16 protein-coding genes are annotated in these 16,586 nt (G+C 69.7%); 4 read left to right on the forward strand and 12 right to left on the reverse strand.

Annotated elements, in window-relative coordinates; genetic code table 11:
• Window positions 1–179: 179 nt before the first annotated feature.
• The gene (locus I5731_RS01730) at window positions 180–1,364 is read right to left on the reverse strand and encodes an acyl-CoA dehydrogenase (RefSeq protein WP_328837938.1); all 1,185 of its coding nucleotides are present in this window, start codon (window positions 1,362–1,364) and stop codon (window positions 180–182) included.
• Window positions 1,365–1,553: 189 nt separating this feature from the next.
• Between I5731_RS01730 and I5731_RS01735 the strand changes: the two genes are divergently transcribed.
• The 3 genes from I5731_RS01735 to I5731_RS01745 all read left to right on the forward strand — a co-directional run bounded on the left by I5731_RS01735 (window position 1,554) and on the right by I5731_RS01745 (window position 4,539).
• Window positions 1,554–2,510, forward strand: coding sequence for a LysR substrate-binding domain-containing protein (locus I5731_RS01735; RefSeq protein ID WP_197309637.1), 957 nt, complete (start codon window positions 1,554–1,556; stop codon window positions 2,508–2,510).
• A 107-nt stretch (window positions 2,511–2,617) separates the two neighbouring features.
• Complete coding sequence (locus tag I5731_RS01740; RefSeq protein ID WP_235981478.1) at window positions 2,618–3,070, forward strand: MarR family winged helix-turn-helix transcriptional regulator; 453 nt, start codon at window positions 2,618–2,620, stop codon at window positions 3,068–3,070.
• 164 nt (window positions 3,071–3,234) lie between these two features.
• Window positions 3,235–4,539 (forward strand): NtaA/DmoA family FMN-dependent monooxygenase, encoded by a 1,305-nt coding sequence (locus I5731_RS01745; RefSeq protein ID WP_197309639.1) that lies wholly within the window; start codon window positions 3,235–3,237, stop codon window positions 4,537–4,539.
• A gap of 237 nt (window positions 4,540–4,776) precedes the next feature.
• Here I5731_RS01745 and I5731_RS01750 read toward each other — a convergent pair whose 3' ends face one another.
• From I5731_RS01750 to I5731_RS01785, 8 genes are all read right to left on the reverse strand, one after another.
• A complete protein-coding gene (locus I5731_RS01750; protein ID WP_197309640.1) occupies window positions 4,777–5,361 on the reverse strand; it encodes an amino acid synthesis family protein in 585 nt (194 codons plus the stop codon).
• Window positions 5,358–5,942, reverse strand: coding sequence for an amino acid synthesis family protein (locus I5731_RS01755; RefSeq protein ID WP_197309641.1), 585 nt, complete (start codon window positions 5,940–5,942; stop codon window positions 5,358–5,360). The genes I5731_RS01750 and I5731_RS01755 overlap by 4 nt, the downstream gene beginning before the upstream one ends.
• Complete coding sequence (locus tag I5731_RS01760; protein ID WP_197309642.1) at window positions 5,935–6,819, reverse strand: UPF0280 family protein; 885 nt, start codon at window positions 6,817–6,819, stop codon at window positions 5,935–5,937. The genes I5731_RS01755 and I5731_RS01760 overlap by 8 nt, the downstream gene beginning before the upstream one ends.
• A 14-nt stretch (window positions 6,820–6,833) precedes the next feature.
• On the reverse strand, window positions 6,834–8,321 hold the full coding sequence (locus I5731_RS01765; RefSeq protein ID WP_197309643.1) for a 6-hydroxynicotinate reductase: 1,488 nt from the start codon (window positions 8,319–8,321) through the stop codon (window positions 6,834–6,836).
• Between the two features lie 87 nt (window positions 8,322–8,408).
• On the reverse strand, window positions 8,409–9,290 hold the full coding sequence (locus I5731_RS01770; protein ID WP_197309644.1) for a phosphorylase family protein: 882 nt from the start codon (window positions 9,288–9,290) through the stop codon (window positions 8,409–8,411).
• A 63-nt stretch (window positions 9,291–9,353) separates the two neighbouring features.
• Window positions 9,354–10,430 carry an ABC transporter ATP-binding protein gene (locus I5731_RS01775; protein WP_197309645.1) on the reverse strand — a complete coding sequence of 359 codons (1,077 nt, stop codon included), beginning with the start codon at window positions 10,428–10,430 and terminating at the stop codon, window positions 9,354–9,356.
• 1 nt (window position 10,431) lies between these two features.
• Window positions 10,432–11,226 carry an ABC transporter permease gene (locus I5731_RS01780; RefSeq protein ID WP_210336220.1) on the reverse strand — a complete coding sequence of 265 codons (795 nt, stop codon included), beginning with the start codon at window positions 11,224–11,226 and terminating at the stop codon, window positions 10,432–10,434.
• A 13-nt stretch (window positions 11,227–11,239) separates the two neighbouring features.
• Window positions 11,240–12,115 (reverse strand): ABC transporter permease, encoded by an 876-nt coding sequence (locus I5731_RS01785; protein ID WP_197309646.1) that lies wholly within the window; start codon window positions 12,113–12,115, stop codon window positions 11,240–11,242.
• A 350-nt stretch (window positions 12,116–12,465) separates the two neighbouring features.
• Between I5731_RS01785 and I5731_RS01790 the strand changes: the two genes are divergently transcribed.
• Window positions 12,466–12,918 (forward strand): PaaI family thioesterase, encoded by a 453-nt coding sequence (locus I5731_RS01790; protein WP_197309647.1) that lies wholly within the window; start codon window positions 12,466–12,468, stop codon window positions 12,916–12,918.
• A 10-nt stretch (window positions 12,919–12,928) separates the two neighbouring features.
• Here I5731_RS01790 and I5731_RS01795 read toward each other — a convergent pair whose 3' ends face one another.
• The 3 genes from I5731_RS01795 to I5731_RS01805 form a co-directional block, all read right to left on the reverse strand.
• Window positions 12,929–13,909 (reverse strand): lysophospholipid acyltransferase family protein, encoded by a 981-nt coding sequence (locus I5731_RS01795; protein WP_197309648.1) that lies wholly within the window; start codon window positions 13,907–13,909, stop codon window positions 12,929–12,931.
• Window positions 13,910–13,917: 8 nt separating this feature from the next.
• Complete coding sequence (locus I5731_RS01800) at window positions 13,918–15,327, reverse strand: cytochrome P450 (RefSeq protein ID WP_197309649.1); 1,410 nt, start codon at window positions 15,325–15,327, stop codon at window positions 13,918–13,920.
• A gap of 255 nt (window positions 15,328–15,582) precedes the next feature.
• Window positions 15,583–16,578 carry a lysophospholipid acyltransferase family protein gene (locus I5731_RS01805; protein WP_197309650.1) on the reverse strand — a complete coding sequence of 332 codons (996 nt, stop codon included), beginning with the start codon at window positions 16,576–16,578 and terminating at the stop codon, window positions 15,583–15,585.
• Window positions 16,579–16,586 lie beyond the last annotated feature (8 nt).

Here is a 16,586-nt window from a genome sequence, read left to right on the forward strand (position 1 = left end):
GCGCCGGCCATCGGCGAGGAGCGGGCAGGGAGCTCAGCCCCGGTCCGCATGACGCGGTGGATACCAGCCTGCGCCGCTTCCCCCCGCCTCGCCATGCCCGCGACCCCTCGTCGTCGTTCGTGTGCATACGAAATTGATCGAAGCGCGTCCCCTTGGCAATCGCGATCTCGCCGCGCGGCTCAGAACGCCGCGAGGCCGGTGATCGCGCGGCCGAGGATCAGCGCGTGGACGTCGTGGGTGCCCTCGTAGGTGTTGACCGTCTCGAGGTTCAGCATGTGGCGCATCACCGGGTACTCGTCGGAGATGCCGTTGCCGCCGTGCATGTCGCGGGCGGCGCGGGCGATGTCGAGCGCCTTGCCGCAGTTGTTGCGCTTCACCAGCGAGACCATCTCGGGCGCGAGCTTGCCCGCGTCGAACAGCCGGCCGACGCGCAGCGCCGCGGTGAGGCCGAGGGTGATCTCGGTCTCCATGTCGGCGAGCTTCTTCTGGACGAGCTGCGTCGCGGCGAGCGGCCGGCCGAACTGCTTGCGGTCGAGCGTATACTGCCGGGCGGCGTGGAAGCAGGCTTCCGCCGCGCCGATCACGCCCCAGGAAATGCCGTAGCGGGCGCGGTTGAGGCAGCCGAACGGGCCTTTGAGGCCTGAGACGTCGGGGAGCAGCGCGTCTTCCGGCACCTCGACGCCGTCCATGACGATCTCGCCGGTGATCGAGGCGCGCAGGCTGAGCTTGCCCTTGATCTTCGGGGCGGTGAGGCCCTTCATGCCCTTGTCGAGCACGAAGCCGCGGATCTCGCCGCCGTGCGCTTCCGACTTCGCCCAGACGACGAAGACGTCGGCGATCGGCGAGTTGGAGATCCAGGTCTTCGAGCCGATCAGGCGGTAGCCGCCGTCGATCTTCTCGGCGCGGGTGCGCATGCCGCCGGGGTCGGAGCCGGCGTCGGGCTCGGTGAGGCCGAAGCAGCCGACCCATTCGCCGCTGCCGAGCTTCGGCAGATACTTCTGGCGCTGTGCCTCGCTGCCGTAGGCGAGGATCGGGTACATCACCAGCGACGACTGCACGCTCATCATCGAGCGATAGCCCGAATCGACGCGCTCGACTTCCCGTGCGACGAGGCCGTAGGCGACGTAGGAGGCGCCGGCGCAGCCGTATTCCTCCGGCACGGTGATGCCGAGCAGGCCGAGGGCACCGAGCTCGTCGAAGATCGCCCGGTCGGTGTGCTCGTCGGCGAAGGCTTCGCGGACGCGCGGCTGCAGCTTTTCCTGCGCATAGGCCCGGGCAGTGTCGCGGATCATCCGCTCCTCGGCCGAGAGCTCGTCCTCGAGCAGGAAGGCGTCGTCCCACTGGAACTTCTGATAGCCGGCCACCGCGGTCTCCTCACATGTCGTTGCGCCGTTTCACGGCGCTTGCCGGTCCGCCGCCGATCGGCGCGGCCCTTGATGCCTGGCGGCAAGCGATAGGGCGGAACTGATTCCTGCACAAACGATGATCGCTCATGAGTTGATGAGCTATAGTCATGACCTGGAGCCAGTCGCTGCCCGCACAAGGTCTTTCACATGGACGCTTCGTCCGCCCCGTTGCCACGTCGCTACCTGCCGCCGCTCTCCGCGCTCGTCGCCTTCGAGGCGGCGGCGCGGCACGGCAGCTTCACGCGCGCCGCCAGCGAACTCGATCTTACCCAAGGCGCGGTCAGCCGCCAGATCAAGTTACTGGAAGACCAGCTCGGCATCGCGCTGTTCGAGCGGGCGCGCCAGCGGGTGACGCTGACCGAGGCCGGTGCCTTCTATGCCCGCGAGGTGCGCGAGGCGTTGCAGGCCTTCGTCTCGGCGACGACGCGCACGATTGCCCACCGCGGGCGCGGCGGCACGCTGGCGATCGCCACGCTGCCGACCTTCGGCACCCGCTGGCTGGTGCCGCGCATCGCCGACTTCGTCGCCCGCCACCCGGGCATCGAGATCAGCGTCTCGACCCGGCTGCGCCCGTTCGACCTCGTCGCCGAGCGGCTCGACGCGGCGATCCACTTCGGCCGCGCCGACTGGCCGGGCGCGGAGATGTATCCGCTGATGGGCGAGGACCTCGTCGTCGTGGCCGCCCCGGCGTTCGCACGCCTGCACAGCCTCGAAACGCCGGCGGCGCTCGGCGGCGTGCCGCTGCTGGTGCAGGCGACGCGGCCAGCGGCGTGGGACGATTTCGCCGTCACGGCGGGGCTCGACCGGCTCGACGGGCCGCGGCTGCGCTTCGAGCAGTTCGGTCTCGTGGTGCAGGCGGCGGTCGCTTCGCTCGGCGTCGCGCTGGTGCCGGAGTTCCTCGTCCGGCCGGAACTCGAGGCCGGCTCGCTGGTGCGGCTGTTCGACATGCGGATCGGCAGCGACCTCGGCTATTATCTTGTCCACAGCCGCGGACGCGACATCTCGCCCGCGCTGGCGCTTTTCCGCGACTGGCTGCTTTGCATGGCCCGCGACTGCTCTGTAGGTTGTGAAGCCGCGTTGACGCCAACCGGCCCGGACGACTAGTTTCATTCGTCCGCGAACGACTTCGGTGACGGCAGGGCGATTCCCCCTTGCGTGCCGGGTCGATATCCTGATTTCGCATGTCATTGATTGAGCGAGAGGTAGGTTCGATGGCCGCAGGCGACGTGAAGGCCATGGCCGCCGAGGGCGTCGAGGGCTACCGGCTCGAAGAGCAGGTCGGCTTCATCCTGCGCCAGGTCGGGCAGCGCCATGCGGCCCTGTTTCTCGAACGCTTCGGCGACGTGATGACGCCGACGCAGTGGGCGTCGATGGTGAAGCTCGAGGAAAAGGGCCCGCTGTCGCAGAACCTGCTCGGCCGGCTGACGGCGATGGACGTCGCCACCATCAAGGGCGTGATCGACCGGCTGACCCGGCGCGGCCTGACCGAGGTGAAACCCGACGCCACCGACGGCCGCCGCCGGCTGGTCGCGCTGACCGACCTCGGCCGCGAGATCGTGCGGGCGCACCTGCAGCCGGCGTTCGCGGTCAGTGAGGAAACGCTCGCGCCGCTCGACGCGGACGAGCGCGAGACTTTCATTCAGTTGCTGAAGAAGCTCCGCTGAGAGCTTGCGATTGAACGGCAATTCGCGGTCCGTCGCCAGGGATGGACCGCGACGGATCGCGACGGCGTCGGTCCGGCCGCCGACCCCTCGTGCCGTGGCACCGCCGGGGCGGTCGGTCCGGTGCACTGCCGTTTCCTGGTTTCCATCCGAGTCCGGAGTTGCCGATGCCCCGCCAGATGCACCTCGTCGCCTATCTCAAGACCGGCCCGACCGCGCTGCACGGCGGCGGCTGGCGCCATCCGGAGGCGACGCTCACCGACATCCTGGAGCCATCGCGCTATGAGCACATCGCCCGGGTGTTGGAGGATGCCTGTTTCGACGGCTGCTTCTTCGCCGATCTTTTCGGCCTCTACGACATCCACGCCGGCAGCCACGCCGCCTATGTCGGCCGCGGCGGCCAGATCAGCTTCCTCGACCCGATGGTGGTGCTGCCGATCATGGCGCGGGCGACCAGCCGGCTCGGGATCGGCGCGACGCTGTCGACGACGCTGTTCAACCCCTATCACCTCGCCCGCACGCTGCTGTCGCTCGACGTGCTGAGCAAGGGCCGCGTCGCCTGGAATATCGTCACCTCGGCGACGGACCTCGAGGCGAAGAACTTCGGCCTCGACGCGCTGCCGGCGAAGGACGCGCGCTACGACCACGCCGACGAGGTCGTCGAGGCCTGCCTGAAGCTCTGGGGCAGCTGGGATCCGGACGCCTTCATCCACGACAAGGCGAGCGGCCGCTTCGCCGACCCGGACAAGGTGCACTACGCCAACTACGTCGGGGCCAGCGTGCGCACGCGCGGGCCGCTGTCGATCCCGCAGAGCGCGCAGGGGCACCCGGTGCTGATGCAGGCGGGCTCGTCGGAGCGCGGGCGCCAGTTCGCGGCACGCTGGGCCGAAGTCGTGTTCGCCGCGCAGGCCGGACAGGCCGAGATGCAGGCGTTCTACGCCGACCTCAAAGGCCGGCTGCCGGCCTACGGCCGCCGCCCGGAGGACTGCGCGATCCTGGTGCAGACCTCGGTCGTCGTCGGCGAGACCGATTCGATCGCCCGCGAGAAGGCGGCGTTTCTCGATGCGCTGGCTGAGGAAGAGCTGAACGTCGCCGCGACGTCGAGCAGCGTCGGCGTCGACATGAGCCGATATCGCGAGGGCGAGCAACTCGGCGCCCTGCAGGGCACGCAAGGGATGCAGGGCTCGGTCGATCTGCTCGACCAGATGCGCCGGCAGGGCAACCTCACCGTCACCGAGGCGGCGAAGCGGCTGCTGCCGAACCAGATCGTCGGCTCGCCGACGACGGTCGCCGATGAACTGGAGGAAATGTTCACCTCCCGCGCCTGCGACGGCTTCGTGCTGACGCCGAACACGTTTCCGACCAGCCACGAGAGCTTTGCCCGGGCGGTGGTGCCGGAGTTGCAGCGGCGGGGGCTGTTCCGGAAGGCCTATGCGGGGAAGACGCTGCGGGAGCATGTGCGGGAGGGGTGAGTTCCTGCCGCCGGCGCTGTCCCCCCTCCCTGTCCCTCCCCCGCTTCGCAGGAGAGGGGACGATGGGCGAGAGGGCTTTCGCAAAACGAAGGCAGCGCCGAACCGAAGAGCTGTTGATTGAGGTGATCCATCCTCCTGCGTCCCCTCTCCTGCGATGCGGGGGAGGGACAGGGAGGGGGGAGGCCGCGCCCACCGGAGAATCAGTCGGCGCCCACCGAACTCAGCCGCCCACCAGCCTCACCGCAGCCCGTCCTCGCCCTTCGCCTCACTCGCCTTCAGCCCGCCGACGCGCGCCAGCGGCCGGCCGCTGTCGGTCACCACCACCGCGACCATGATTTCGCCCGCGCGCGGTGCGTCGTTGATGCGCACTTCCATGCCGTCGAAATGGCTGCGGACGAAGGCGGCGTCCTTGTGGCCGAGGGGGACGTCGAGCACGACGCCGAGGCCGCCGCGCTTCTTCGACGAGGGCACCAGGGCCGCGCCCTTGCCGAGCACCTTGCGCAAGGGGGCGCCGAGCTTCGGGTGCAGGATGGCGGCCGCGTGTTCGAGTTCGCCGTTCTCGCCGACGGCGGCGGCCTTGCCGTAGCTTTCCGCGGTGCTGCCCTCGATGCCGAGGGCGTCGACCGCGCGCTGGCCGAGCAGGCCGCCGAGTTCCTCGCCGATCTCCATCAGCTCGGTGAGATCCTCGACGTAGCGGCCGGCGAAGGGGTTTTCGATCACCGCCACGGCGGCGGCGCGGCGGGTCGGCGGATCGACCGGCCGGCCCATCTCGGTGAACACCTCGTCGACGATGGTCACGATCTTGCGGATCTTCGCTTTCATCGCAGCCCGTCCTTTCCTTCGATCTCGCTCGCCTTCAGGCCGCCGACGCGGGCGTGGATGCGCGCGCCGGTGGTCATCACCAGCACCACGGCGATCTCGTCGGCCTTCGGGCCGTCGGGCACGCCGACCTCCATCGCGTCGAAATGGCTGCGGACATAGGACGCGTTGACGTGCGTCACCGGCACGTCGAGCCGCGTGCCGGGGCCGCCGAGCTTCTTGGTCGAGGGGACGATCGCCTTGGCGTCGCCGAGCAGTTCGCGCATGGCGTAGCCTCCCGGCACGTGCCAAAGCGCGCCGTGCTCCAGTTCGCCCGCCGCGCCGACGATGGCGCCCTTGCCATAGCCCTCGATCGCAGACGCCTCGACGCCCATGGCGGCGAGCAGCGTCTCGGCCATCTCGAGGCCGAGCGGCTTCAGCACGTCCATGAAGGAGGCGATTTCCTCGACGTAGCGCCCGGCGAAGGGGTTGGCGATCACGGCGATGACGGCGCCGCGCTTCAGCGGCGTGGCGCTCGGCGGCCCGCCCTCGTGGAAGATCTCCTCCACGGTGACGATCCGCTTGCGGATGGCGAGGTCAGGCATGGATCAGAGTCCTCCGGTCGGTCCCGGCCGGCAGCGCCGGGCCGGTGGTGCGGGTCGTGCCCGCGAGATGCAGGGCGGCCTCGGCGATGAGGCCGTCGGTTCGAAACTGGAGCGCCGCGGCGAGGCCGCGCGCCAGCGCCGCGTCGATCTCGGCGGCGCCGAGCGGGCCGACGGCGCGGGTGACGCGCAGGGAGCCGAGGTCGCTGTCTGGCTGGAGTTCGTTCGCCGGCACGCGGGTCACTGCCGGATGGCCGGGCAGGTCGACGGCGTTGGCGATCATGGTCGCGGCCGCATCCGCGGCGGCGGCGGTGCCGGCGAGCACGGTGACGGCGTCGGCGATGCCGAGCGAGAAGCTGCGGCCGTGCCGGCCGCTGGTGGCGATGCCGCGCACCGGGTCGGCGTGGGCGATCTCGGTGCGGCCGAACAGCTGCGCCCGGTCGGGCCGGTCGACGAGGCCGGCGGAGAGGGATGCGCCGGGGGCGAGGTGCAGCGCGATGTCGCCGCCGTTGTTGACGAACGCGCGCTCGAGTGGCCCGGCGGCGACGATTGCGGCGAGGATCTCGTCGGCGACGGCGCCGGCGACGGCGGCCATCGGCGTGATGAACATCCGCTCGGCGAACGGCGCCACGGCGCGGTGCATGCGGCGGGCGACGGGACCCTCCGGCACCGGCGTGCCGGCGAGCACCGGGCTGCGCAGCAGGGGAAGTTCGTCGCAGAGTTCGGCGAGCAGCCCCTCGAAGCGCTGCGCGGCCGCCCGGTAGGCGGCGGCGACTGCCTCAGGCGCGCCGTCGGCGCGGATGACGAGGTCGATCGGCCCCTCGCCGAGATGCAGGCGGCGCCCGTCGGGTAGCAGGCGGGCGATCGGCGGATCGAACATCGCCGGGATCTCCTTCAGCCGTGCGAGCGCTTGGCGCCCTGCGGCGCGAAGGGCCACGGGTTGTCGAGGCGCTGCGGCAGCTTGAGCTGGCCTTCCGGGTCGAGCGTCGACAGATGCCGCACGTAGTCCATGTGGCCGCCGAGCGCTTCGTAGTCGGCGAGCTTCAGCGTGAACTCTATCGGCGCGACCAGCGCCGGGGTCGGCACATAGCCGAAGGCGTTCTCCGGCAGGCGGGTGACGTCGACCATGAAGGTGATGCCGCCGCCGGGCCAGACATAGACCGGTGCGCCGCCGCAGGTGACATAGGTGATCGCGTCCTTCACCGACCGCGTCAGCCGCACCGGGTTCTCGGTGACGCCGGCGCGCAGCGATCCGCCGGCGCCGCCGATGAACAGCACGGTGGAAAGCGCCGGCTCGCAGTTTTCCGCGATGCGCTCGACCGGTTCGACGAGGGCGGCGGGCAGGGGTTTCTCGACCGGCACGAGGTCTGCGTCGAGCTCGAAATAGGCCGAGTGCTCGCCGGTGGTCGAGACCATCAGCAGGCTGAGGCCGGGCCAGGCGACCTTGCGATCGAACGGCCCGAGGATCGCCAGCGGGTCCTCGATGTCGGTGCCGCCCCAGCCGGTGCCGGGCTGGGCGACCTGGAAGTAACGGCCGGGAGTGGAGCGACGGCCCTTCAGCTTGATGCCGGTGTCGGGAATGCCGAGCAGCTTGCCGGCCTGGTGCTCGGACAGCACGCCAGTGATGTGGTCGTCGACCACGACGACCTCGTCGACCTTGCCGTGCCACTGCTTGGCGAAGATGCCGATGGTGGCCGAGCCGCAGCCGACGCGCATGCGCTGCTCGGTGACGCCGTTGACGATCGGCGGCTTGCCGGCCTGCACGATCAGCGTCGCGCCGCCGTCGATGGCCATCTCCACGGCCTTGCCGTTGCAGAGGTCGAGCAATGCCTCGCAGGTAATGCGGCCCTCTTTCTTCGAGCCGCCGGTGAGGTGGTGCACGCCGCCGAGCGACAGCATCTGCGAGCCGTATTCGCCGCTGGTGACATGGCCGATCGCTTCGCCCTGCACCCGGACGATGCTGGTCTCCGGCCCGACGAAGCGGTCGGTGTCGATCTTCACCTTGACGCCGCAGTAGCTGAAGATGCCCTCGGTGACGACGGTGACCATGTCGATGCCGTCGACCTCGGACGAGACGATAAACGGCGCCGGCTTGTAGTCGGGATAGGTGGTGCCGGCGCCGATCGCGGTGACGAAGGTTTCCTTCTCCGGCACGATGCGGCCGTCCCAGTCTTCAGTGCGGGCGAAGGGCACGATCTCGCCGCCGAGCGCAACGGTGCGGTCGAGCAGCACGTGCGGGTCGACGCGCACCAGTTCGCCGTCATGGTTGGCGTAGCGGTCACAGGCGCCGGTGGCGCCGGGCTTTATGAAGCACATCACCGGACAGGCATCGCAGCGGATCTTGTCGTCCTTGGGCGCGAGGGGTTCTGCGAGGAGGGACATGGGCGGATCCTGGCCGGTGCGTCGTCGGGTCGTCGTTGCGGGGAAAAGCACCGAGCCGCACGGCATGTCGCCGCCGGCCCGGTCGCTTCATCGGTTGTCGTAGTGGATCGCCGGCTGCGACGAGCGCAGCGCCGGGCCGAGGTAGTCGGCGTCCGCCGGGAAGCGGGCGCAGGCGTGCAGGGCAATGCGCGAGGCGATCGGCGCGAGCTCCAGCCGTCGGTCGTTGCCGATGATCGGGCGCTGCGCCGGCGTGAAATAGCCGAGATAGGTCGCGGTCACAAAGGCAACATTGGTGAGGCTCGCGCCGATCTCGCGGGCGAGCGTCGCTTCGGGCGCGAGGCTGTGGTTGACGAGGTCGGCGCCGAGCGAGCGGTAGGCAGTCGCCTCCGCCGGGCTCTGCAGCCGCGGGCCCCAGCTGTGCGCCGAGACGAGGCCGGCGGAGGGGCCGTAGACGCGCGCCTCCTTCGGCCAGAATTCCTTCGCCGTCGCTTCCACGACGCCGCCGAGGATTGGGCAGAACAGTTGCTTGCCCGAGCAGTCGAAGCGGGTGCGGCCGGGGAGGAGCGAGTACTTGGTCTGGGTCAGCTCGATGATGTCGGAGCAGACGACGAAGTCGCTCTCGAGGATCGCCTTGTTGAGGGCGCCCATGGTCGACATGGCGATCACCTTGGTGACGCCGGCCTGCTGCAGCACCGAGAACACCCGGCGGGTGCCCTCGTGGTCGATCTCGTCGAGCGGCCAGCCGTGCGAGAACACCACCAGCACCCGGCGCGGCGCGCCGTCGGCGGTGATCGAACCGTCGAGCTCGACCAGCTTCCACTCGCCGACGTCGCCGTAGGGGGTCGCGAAGGTGAGGTCGCGCTCGAGCACGGTGACGCCCGGCTCGGCGACGTCCTCGGGAAAGCGGATGCCCCAGCTGGCGCTGCCGCAGATGATGGCGTGATCGACCTTGGGGATCGGGTGGGTCATGGGGCTCTGTCCGTCAGGGGTCTGATATGGCGATTGCGAACCGGAATTGCGCGGGCGGCGCGCTCAATCCTCGAGCACGATCGAATGGGCGGGGTCCCAGGTCAGCGTCACCGGGGCGTCGGGGCCGAGGCGTTCGGTCATGCGGTTCTGCATGTAGACGGTGACGATGCGGCCGGCGGCGTCGATGCGGTAGGTGACGCTGTTGCCGGCGAAGACCTCGCCGGCGATGCGCCCCGCGATGCGGTTGACCTGGGCGTCGGAGGCGGGCGCCGGCGTCGCGCCGCCGACGGTGAACTTCTCGGGCCGCACCGCGATGGTGACGCTGCGCCCCTCCGGCGCCTCGTCGCGGGTGAAGATCGCGGTGCCGCCCGCGAGCAGGATGCGGGTCAGCCCGCCCTCGCGCCCGGAGACCGTGCCCTCGAAGAAGTTGGCGGTGCCGAGGAAGCCGGCGGCGAAGCGGGTGCGCGGGCGCTCGTAGATATCGCGCGGCGCGCCGATCTGCAGCACCTTGCCCTCCGACATGATGGCGATGCGGTCGGACAGCGTCAGCGCCTCCTCCTGGTCGTGCGTCACGAACACGGTGGTGATGCCGACGTTGCGCTGGATTTGCTTCAGCTCGAACTGCATCTCTTCGCGCAGCTTCTTGTCGAGCGCGCCGAGCGGCTCGTCGAGAAGCAGCACGCGCGGGTTGGTGGCGAGGGCGCGGGCGAGTGCGATGCGCTGCTGCTGGCCACCGGAGAGCTGGCGCGGCTTGCGCTCGCCGAAGCCCTCGAGCCGGACGAGGCGGAGGAGTTCCGTCACCCGCGCCTCGATCTCCGCCTTCGGCCGGTGCCGCACCGACAGGCCGAAGCCGATGTTGTCGGTCACCGTCATGTGCGGGAACAGCGCGTAGTTCTGAAACATCATGCCGATGTCGCGCTTGTTGATCGGAATGTTCTTCACCGGCTTGCCGTCGATGCTGATCTCGCCGTCGTCGGGGTCGATGAAGCCGGCGATCGAGCGCAGCAGGGTGGTCTTGCCGCCGCCCGACGGGCCGAGCAGGCCGAAGAACTCGCCGTCGGCGATGGTCATCGACACATCCTCGAGGGCGGTGACCCTGCCGTAGCGCTTGGCGACCTTCGTGATGCCGACGACGCTCATATCAGCGCTCTCCACCGAATTTGCTGAAGCGCGCGAAGGCGAGCATCATCGCCATCGACGCCAGAATGATGATCGTGGAGATCGCGTTGATCTCCGGCGTGAAGCCCTTGCGGATCGCCGAATAGATCTCCACCGGCAGGGTCGAGACGCCCACGGGTGCGAGGAAGTACGAGATCACGAATTGGTCGAACGAGATCGCGAAGGCGAACAGCGCGGCGGCGACGATGCCCGGCGCCATCAGCGGCGCCGAAACGCGCCAGAAGGTCTGCCAGCCGTTGGCCCCCAGCGTCGCCGCGGCCTCCTCCAGCGCCACGCCGTAGCTCTTCAGCCGGCTGCCGACGATGATCACGACATAGGGCAGCGACAGCGCGACGTGGCCGAGCAGGATCGCGTGCAGGCCGCGGCCGATACCGGTCCAGAAGAAGAAGATCAGCATGGCGGTGCCGGTGATCAGCCAGGGGATGGTGATCGGCGGGATCAGCAGGATCTGCAGCAGCGACTTGCCGAAGAAGTGGTAGCGGGCGAAGGCGAGGGCGGTCAGCGTGCCGAGCGTCGTCGCGATCACCGTGTTGGCGATGGCGATCAGCACGCTGTTGCGCGCCGCCGTCAGCAGCTGGTCGTTGCCGGCGAGCGCCTTGAACCAGACGAGGTCGAAGTCGAACGGCAGCTGGTAGAGCGGCGAGGCGTTGAACGCCATCAGCATCATCACGAGGATGGGCACGTAGAGGAAGAGCAGGATCACGCCGACGTAGCCGATCGCGAAGATGCCGCCCGTGCGGCCGGAGGTCGATGCCATGGTCGTCTCCTCCTCAGTTCGCCGACAGGTGTTTTTTGAGCACCGGGTAGCAGATGCCCATGATCAGGATGACGACCGCCAGCATGGTGAAGCCGAGCGCCGCGCCGAGCGGCCAGTTGAACGAGGCCGTGAACTGGTTCTCGATCAGCGTGCCGAGCATGATCGCCTGCTGCCCGCCGAGGATGCGCGGCTCCATGAAGGAGCCGAGCACCGGCACGAAGATCAGCACCGTGCCGGCGACGACGCCGGGCAGGCTGAGCGGCAGGGTGATGCGGCGGAAGATCGTGAACGACGACGCCCCGAGACTGCGCGCGGCCTCGGCGAGGCTGTCGTCGATCGCCTGCAGCGACACGTAGCAGGTGAGGATCATGTACGGCAGGTAGGCGTGCACGAGGCCGATGACGATCGCCGGGTAGGAGAACATCAGGTCGATCGACGGCGCACCGGGCCAGACCGCCTGCAGCGCCTGGCCGACGAGGCCGCTGTCGGTGAGCACCATGGTCCATGAGAAGGTGCGCACGAGGCCGTTGCTCCAGAACGGCAGCACGATCAGGAGCAGCAGCGCCTCGCGCCAGCGGTTCTTGATGTGGCGGGCGAGGAACAGCGCCGCGGGGTAGCCGAGCGCGAAGCAGATCAGCGTCACCTGGAAGCCGAGCATCAGCGAGCGCTGGCCGTTGACCCGGTAGAGCGGCTTCGTGAAGATGTCGGTGTAGTGCTTCAGCGTGAACGAGGCGGTGCGCCCGCCGATCGGCGTGACGGTCAGGAAGCTGAAATAGAGCATCGCCGCCAGCGGCAGCAGGATGGTGATCAGCAGCACGAGATAGGTGCCGCCGGTAAGGCCGAGGATGGCGCGAAGCCGCCTCGTCGATGCGCTGACCAGTGCCGTCATCCCGCGTCTCCCGGTCAATGTCGCCGGATTCGCCGGCGCTGCGGCGATGGTCGGCGACGCAGGCGGTGGGCGCAAGTCCGGCCGCCCGGGTCGGCGCATCCCCGCCGATCGCCCCTCGCCGCCTCGAACCAAGCTCACGCGCATATCGTTCGTACACGAACATATCCAAATGGGAGCCGGCTGCAAGCCCGATTTCGGGCGTGCTCATCCATTGTGCAGTGCGGCATGGCGGCGACATGCAGCCGAAGGCCGCGGGCGGGCGACGTTCGTCACATGGAGCCCGTCGCCGCCGCATGCTACGCAAGCCGTCATCGGCAGATGCGGGCATACCGCGCGGGCAGGAGACGGTCATGGAGCCACGGGTCACGGTCGACGAACTCAACGCCTTCCTGGCCCGCGAGTATCCCGAGTTGAACGGCCCACCGGTCGCCGGCCTGCCGCCGGTCTATGCGGTGCACGAGGTCGGCCCCGACTTCGCCACCGTGCGCCTCGAGGCCGGCCCGAACCACATCCGCCCCGGCGGCACCGTCTCGGGGCCGACGCTGATGACGGTGGTCGACATCGCCTGCTGGCTGGCGATTCTCGCGCAGATCGGCACGGTGGCGCTGACGGTGACGACGCATCTCTCGATCGATTTCGTGCGCAAGCCGGCGCCGGGGCCGCTGCATGCCCGGGCGAAGGTGATCAAACTCGGGAGCCGGCTCGCCGTCACCACCTGCGAGATCACGGCGCCGGAGGGCGGGCCGGTGTTCGCGCACGCCTCGGCGACCTACTCGATCCCGCCGGCCTCCCAGCGCGTCTGACCGAGGGCCGTCAGAGCCGGTGGTCGAGAAAGAACCACTGGTCGAGATGGCGGCGGACGATCGGTTCGATCACGGCGTTGAGCCGTTCCACGTCGGCGGGCAGGGCGGCGCCGGCATCGTCCACCGGCCCGAGCACGATCGGGTCCAGCCAGCGGCAGGTGAAGCGGGTGCCGGCGGTGCGCTCCACATAGGTCGGCACAATCGTCGCCCCCGAATGGCGGGCGAGGCGGACCGCGATGGCGAGATTGCCGGCGAGATGGGTCGGCCGGCCGAAGAACGGCGCCATGATCCGCCCGTCCCAGCCCTCGTCGCCGAAGATCACCACGACGCCGTCCGGCCGGGCGAGCCGCTTCAGCGCCGGCCTGACGCCCTTGACGCCCGGCGGCAGCAGGGTGCCGCCGAAGGTTTCGCGCACCCGGCAGGCGATGCGGTGCTCGGCGCGACTTTCGGGCGGCATGTAGAAGGTGGCGACGGGAACCGCGAGGCGCCGGAACACCGGCAGCAGCAGTTCCCAGTTGCCGAGGTGCATCGCGAGCACGATCACCGGCCCGCGCCGCCGCGCTTCCAGCAGGTGGTCGGCGCCCTCGACGACGAGGGTCTCCGGCGTATCGAGCCGGGGCAACACCGAGAACTCCGACATCAGCCGCCCGCGATTCGCCCAGCCGGCGCGGACGACCGCGTCGGCGTCGAGGTCGGGGCGCAGCCGCGCCGCGTTGGCGCGCATGCGGCGCGAGCGGCCGGGATAGAAGCGGCCGCTCTGGGCAAAGCTGAAGGCGCCGAGGGCGGAGGCGACGGCGGCGGGGAGCGGCCGCAGGGCGTGGTGGCTGGTGAGCACCGAGAGGTCGCGCAGCGTGTCGCGGATCCAGTAGCGCGCGAAGCGGCGGCGGCCTTCGGGCCCGGAGCTGAGATCGGCCAGCGTCGGGGCGGGCGGTTCCTCCCAGACGAACGCGCGGCGGCCGGCGAGGTCGTCCTGCCTTGTCTTCGTCCGCATGCGCCGCCTTACCTCGGATGCACCGTCACGCGCAGGCCGCCCTGCGGCCTGAGCGTCAGCCGCGATGCCGGCCGCACCTCGATCCCCGCCAGCGGTCGCACGGTGAAGCGCTGCGCCAGGATCGCCATGCAGAGGATCGCCTCCGTCAGGCCGAACTGCAAGCCGGCGCAGATGCGCGGGCCGATGGCGAAGGGGATGTAGGAATAGGGCACCGGCCGCCAGCCGCCGAGGAAGCGCTCGGGCACGAAGTGGTGCGGCCGGTCCCAGACGTCGTGGTTGCGGTGCAGCAGCCAGGGCGACACCGTGACCAACGCCGCAGGCAGGATGTCGATGCCGCCGACGCGGTCGGCCTCGCGTGCCTGGCGGCCGAGCAGCGGCACCGGCGGATAGAGCCGCAGCGTCTCCTCGACGACGGCGCGGCAATAGTCGAGCCGCGGCACGTCGTCGACGGTCGGCGCCCGGGCGCCGCAGACGCGCTCGATCTCGGCATGCACCGCCGCCTCGGCCCAGGGCGCGTTGGCGAGCAGGTACCAGGCCCAGGTCAGCACCGCGGCGGTGGTCTCGTGGCCCGCCATGAAGATCGTCGCGGCCTCGTTGCGCAGCGCGTCGCGGTCGAGGCCGAGGTTCGGGTTCTTCTGCTGGCGCCGCACCAGCAATTCGATCATCGAGCCGTCGCGGCTGCGGCCTTCGAGGTGGTTGGTCACCACCCGGTCGATGACCCGGCTCACCCGGCCGATCGCCCGGCGCAGCCGCGGCGTGCGCAGCATCGGCCAGCCGTCGTCGAAGCCGGCGACATAGGCGAGGTTGATGTTGTCGACGAGGCCCTGATAGCTGGTGAAGCCGGCGACGACCTCGCTCGCCGCCTCGGGGCCGATGTCGTCGCCGAACACGGCGCGGGCGATGATCTCGGCGGTGAGGCCGCCCATCTCGGCCATCGCATCGATCACCGTGCCCTCGGGCAGCGTGTCCCAGCGGCGCGCGAGATCGAGCGTCACCTCCTCCATGTGCCGGGCGAACTGCGGCACGCGGTTCTTGTGCACGATGTCGGAGACCAAGGGCCGGCGCCGCTTCCAGGTCTCGCCGTCGGAGATGAACAGGCCGTCGCCGAGCAGGCATTCCAGCGCCCGGCGCATCTGCGGGCTCTTGCGCTCGAAATTGTCGTGCCGCGTCGCGAGGACGTATTTCACTTCCTCGGGAATGTTCACGATGACGAGCTGGCGCCCGAACTTCTGCATCTGCGAGACGCGGTTGCCATAGTCGCCGCCGCGGAAGACGCCGAGGTAGTCGTGCCGGGCGCGAAGGAACAGCTTCAGATAGTCGCGCGGGCCACTGAGCGGCTCGGGCCGTGCGGGTTCGAACGTTCCGTCGCCACGGGTCTCGATGATCCGCGGCGGATCGACCCGAAAAGGAAAACGCATGGTTGGCCAGTTCTTGCCTGGCGAACCGTCGAAATCGCCGCTGCGGACGGGCGGACGATGCCACGCCGCGGGCGCCGCAGGCAATCGGTCATATGATGAACAAACGTGCGGATAATGGCTGAAAATGCATGATCTTCGGCCGCGGACCTGGGCGGCTAATATCATGAGTTGAGGAATGGATCGCGGGTGATCCGCGGTTGGGATTCGCCCACGCGCAACCTGCCGCGGGGCAGCCGCCGGGTGGCCCGCCCCCCGTCAGTGCAGGCGGTTGTCAATGAAATACCACTGGTCGAGGTGGGCGAGGATCACCGGCTCGATGGCGTCGTTGAGCATCATCACGTCCTCGCGCAGCCGGCCGGCCGGATCGTCGGTCGGGGGCAGGGTGATCGGCGTGATGCCGTGCAGCTCGAAGCGGCAGCCCCTGGTGCGCAGCACGTAGCCGGGCACGATGGTCGCGCCGGTGTGGCGGGCGAGGCGGACGGCGATCGCGAGGTTGCCTTCGAGATGCGGCTCGCGGTGGAAGAACGGCGCCATGATCTTCTTCTGGAAGCCCTCGTCGCCGAAGATCGAGATCGCGCCGCCGGCTTTCAGGATCTTGATCGCCGGCCTTATCGCCTCGACGCCCGCGGGCAGGAAGCGGATGCCGATGCGCTCGCGCACCCGGTTGGCGATCCAGGCGCGGGCGCGCTGCTTCGGCGGCACGTGGTTGTCGGTCGGGTGGATGCCGAGCGCGACGATGCCGGGCGCCAGCACCTCCCAGTTGCCGAGATGCAGCGCGAGCAGAATCACCGGCCCGGCGGCGGCCGCCGCCTGCGCGGGCTCGGTGTTGTGGAAGGTGACGCGGCCCTTCGGCACCAGTTCCTCGAGCACCGAGAACTCGGTCATCAGCCGGCCCTGGTTGTCGAAATTGCGCCAGACCGCGGCCTCGACCTCGGCGTCGGACCAGTCCGGCTTCAGCTCACGGATGTTGGCGCGGGCACGCTGCAGCGCGACCTTGTGCCAGCGCGGCACCGCGAAGCGGGCGAGGCGCGCGCCGATCGCCGAGCAGGCCTCGATCGGGATCAGCTTCAGGCCGAAGTGGGTGGCGAGGTCGAGGACGTTCTGGACGTTGTCGGTGAGGTGGTACTTCACCCAGGCCTTGCGCCGCTCGCCGCCGGCGCGCAGGTCGGACAAGGTCGGCGCCGGCGGCGCCTCGAACTTCCAGGCGGCGCGGCCGCTCTTTTCGCGCGTTCGATCCTTGGTCTTGACCACGGGGGTGT

It is taken from the genome of Methylobrevis albus, from assembly GCF_015904235.1.
GTDB classification, from domain to species: Bacteria; Pseudomonadota; Alphaproteobacteria; order Rhizobiales; family Pleomorphomonadaceae; genus Methylobrevis_A; species Methylobrevis_A albus.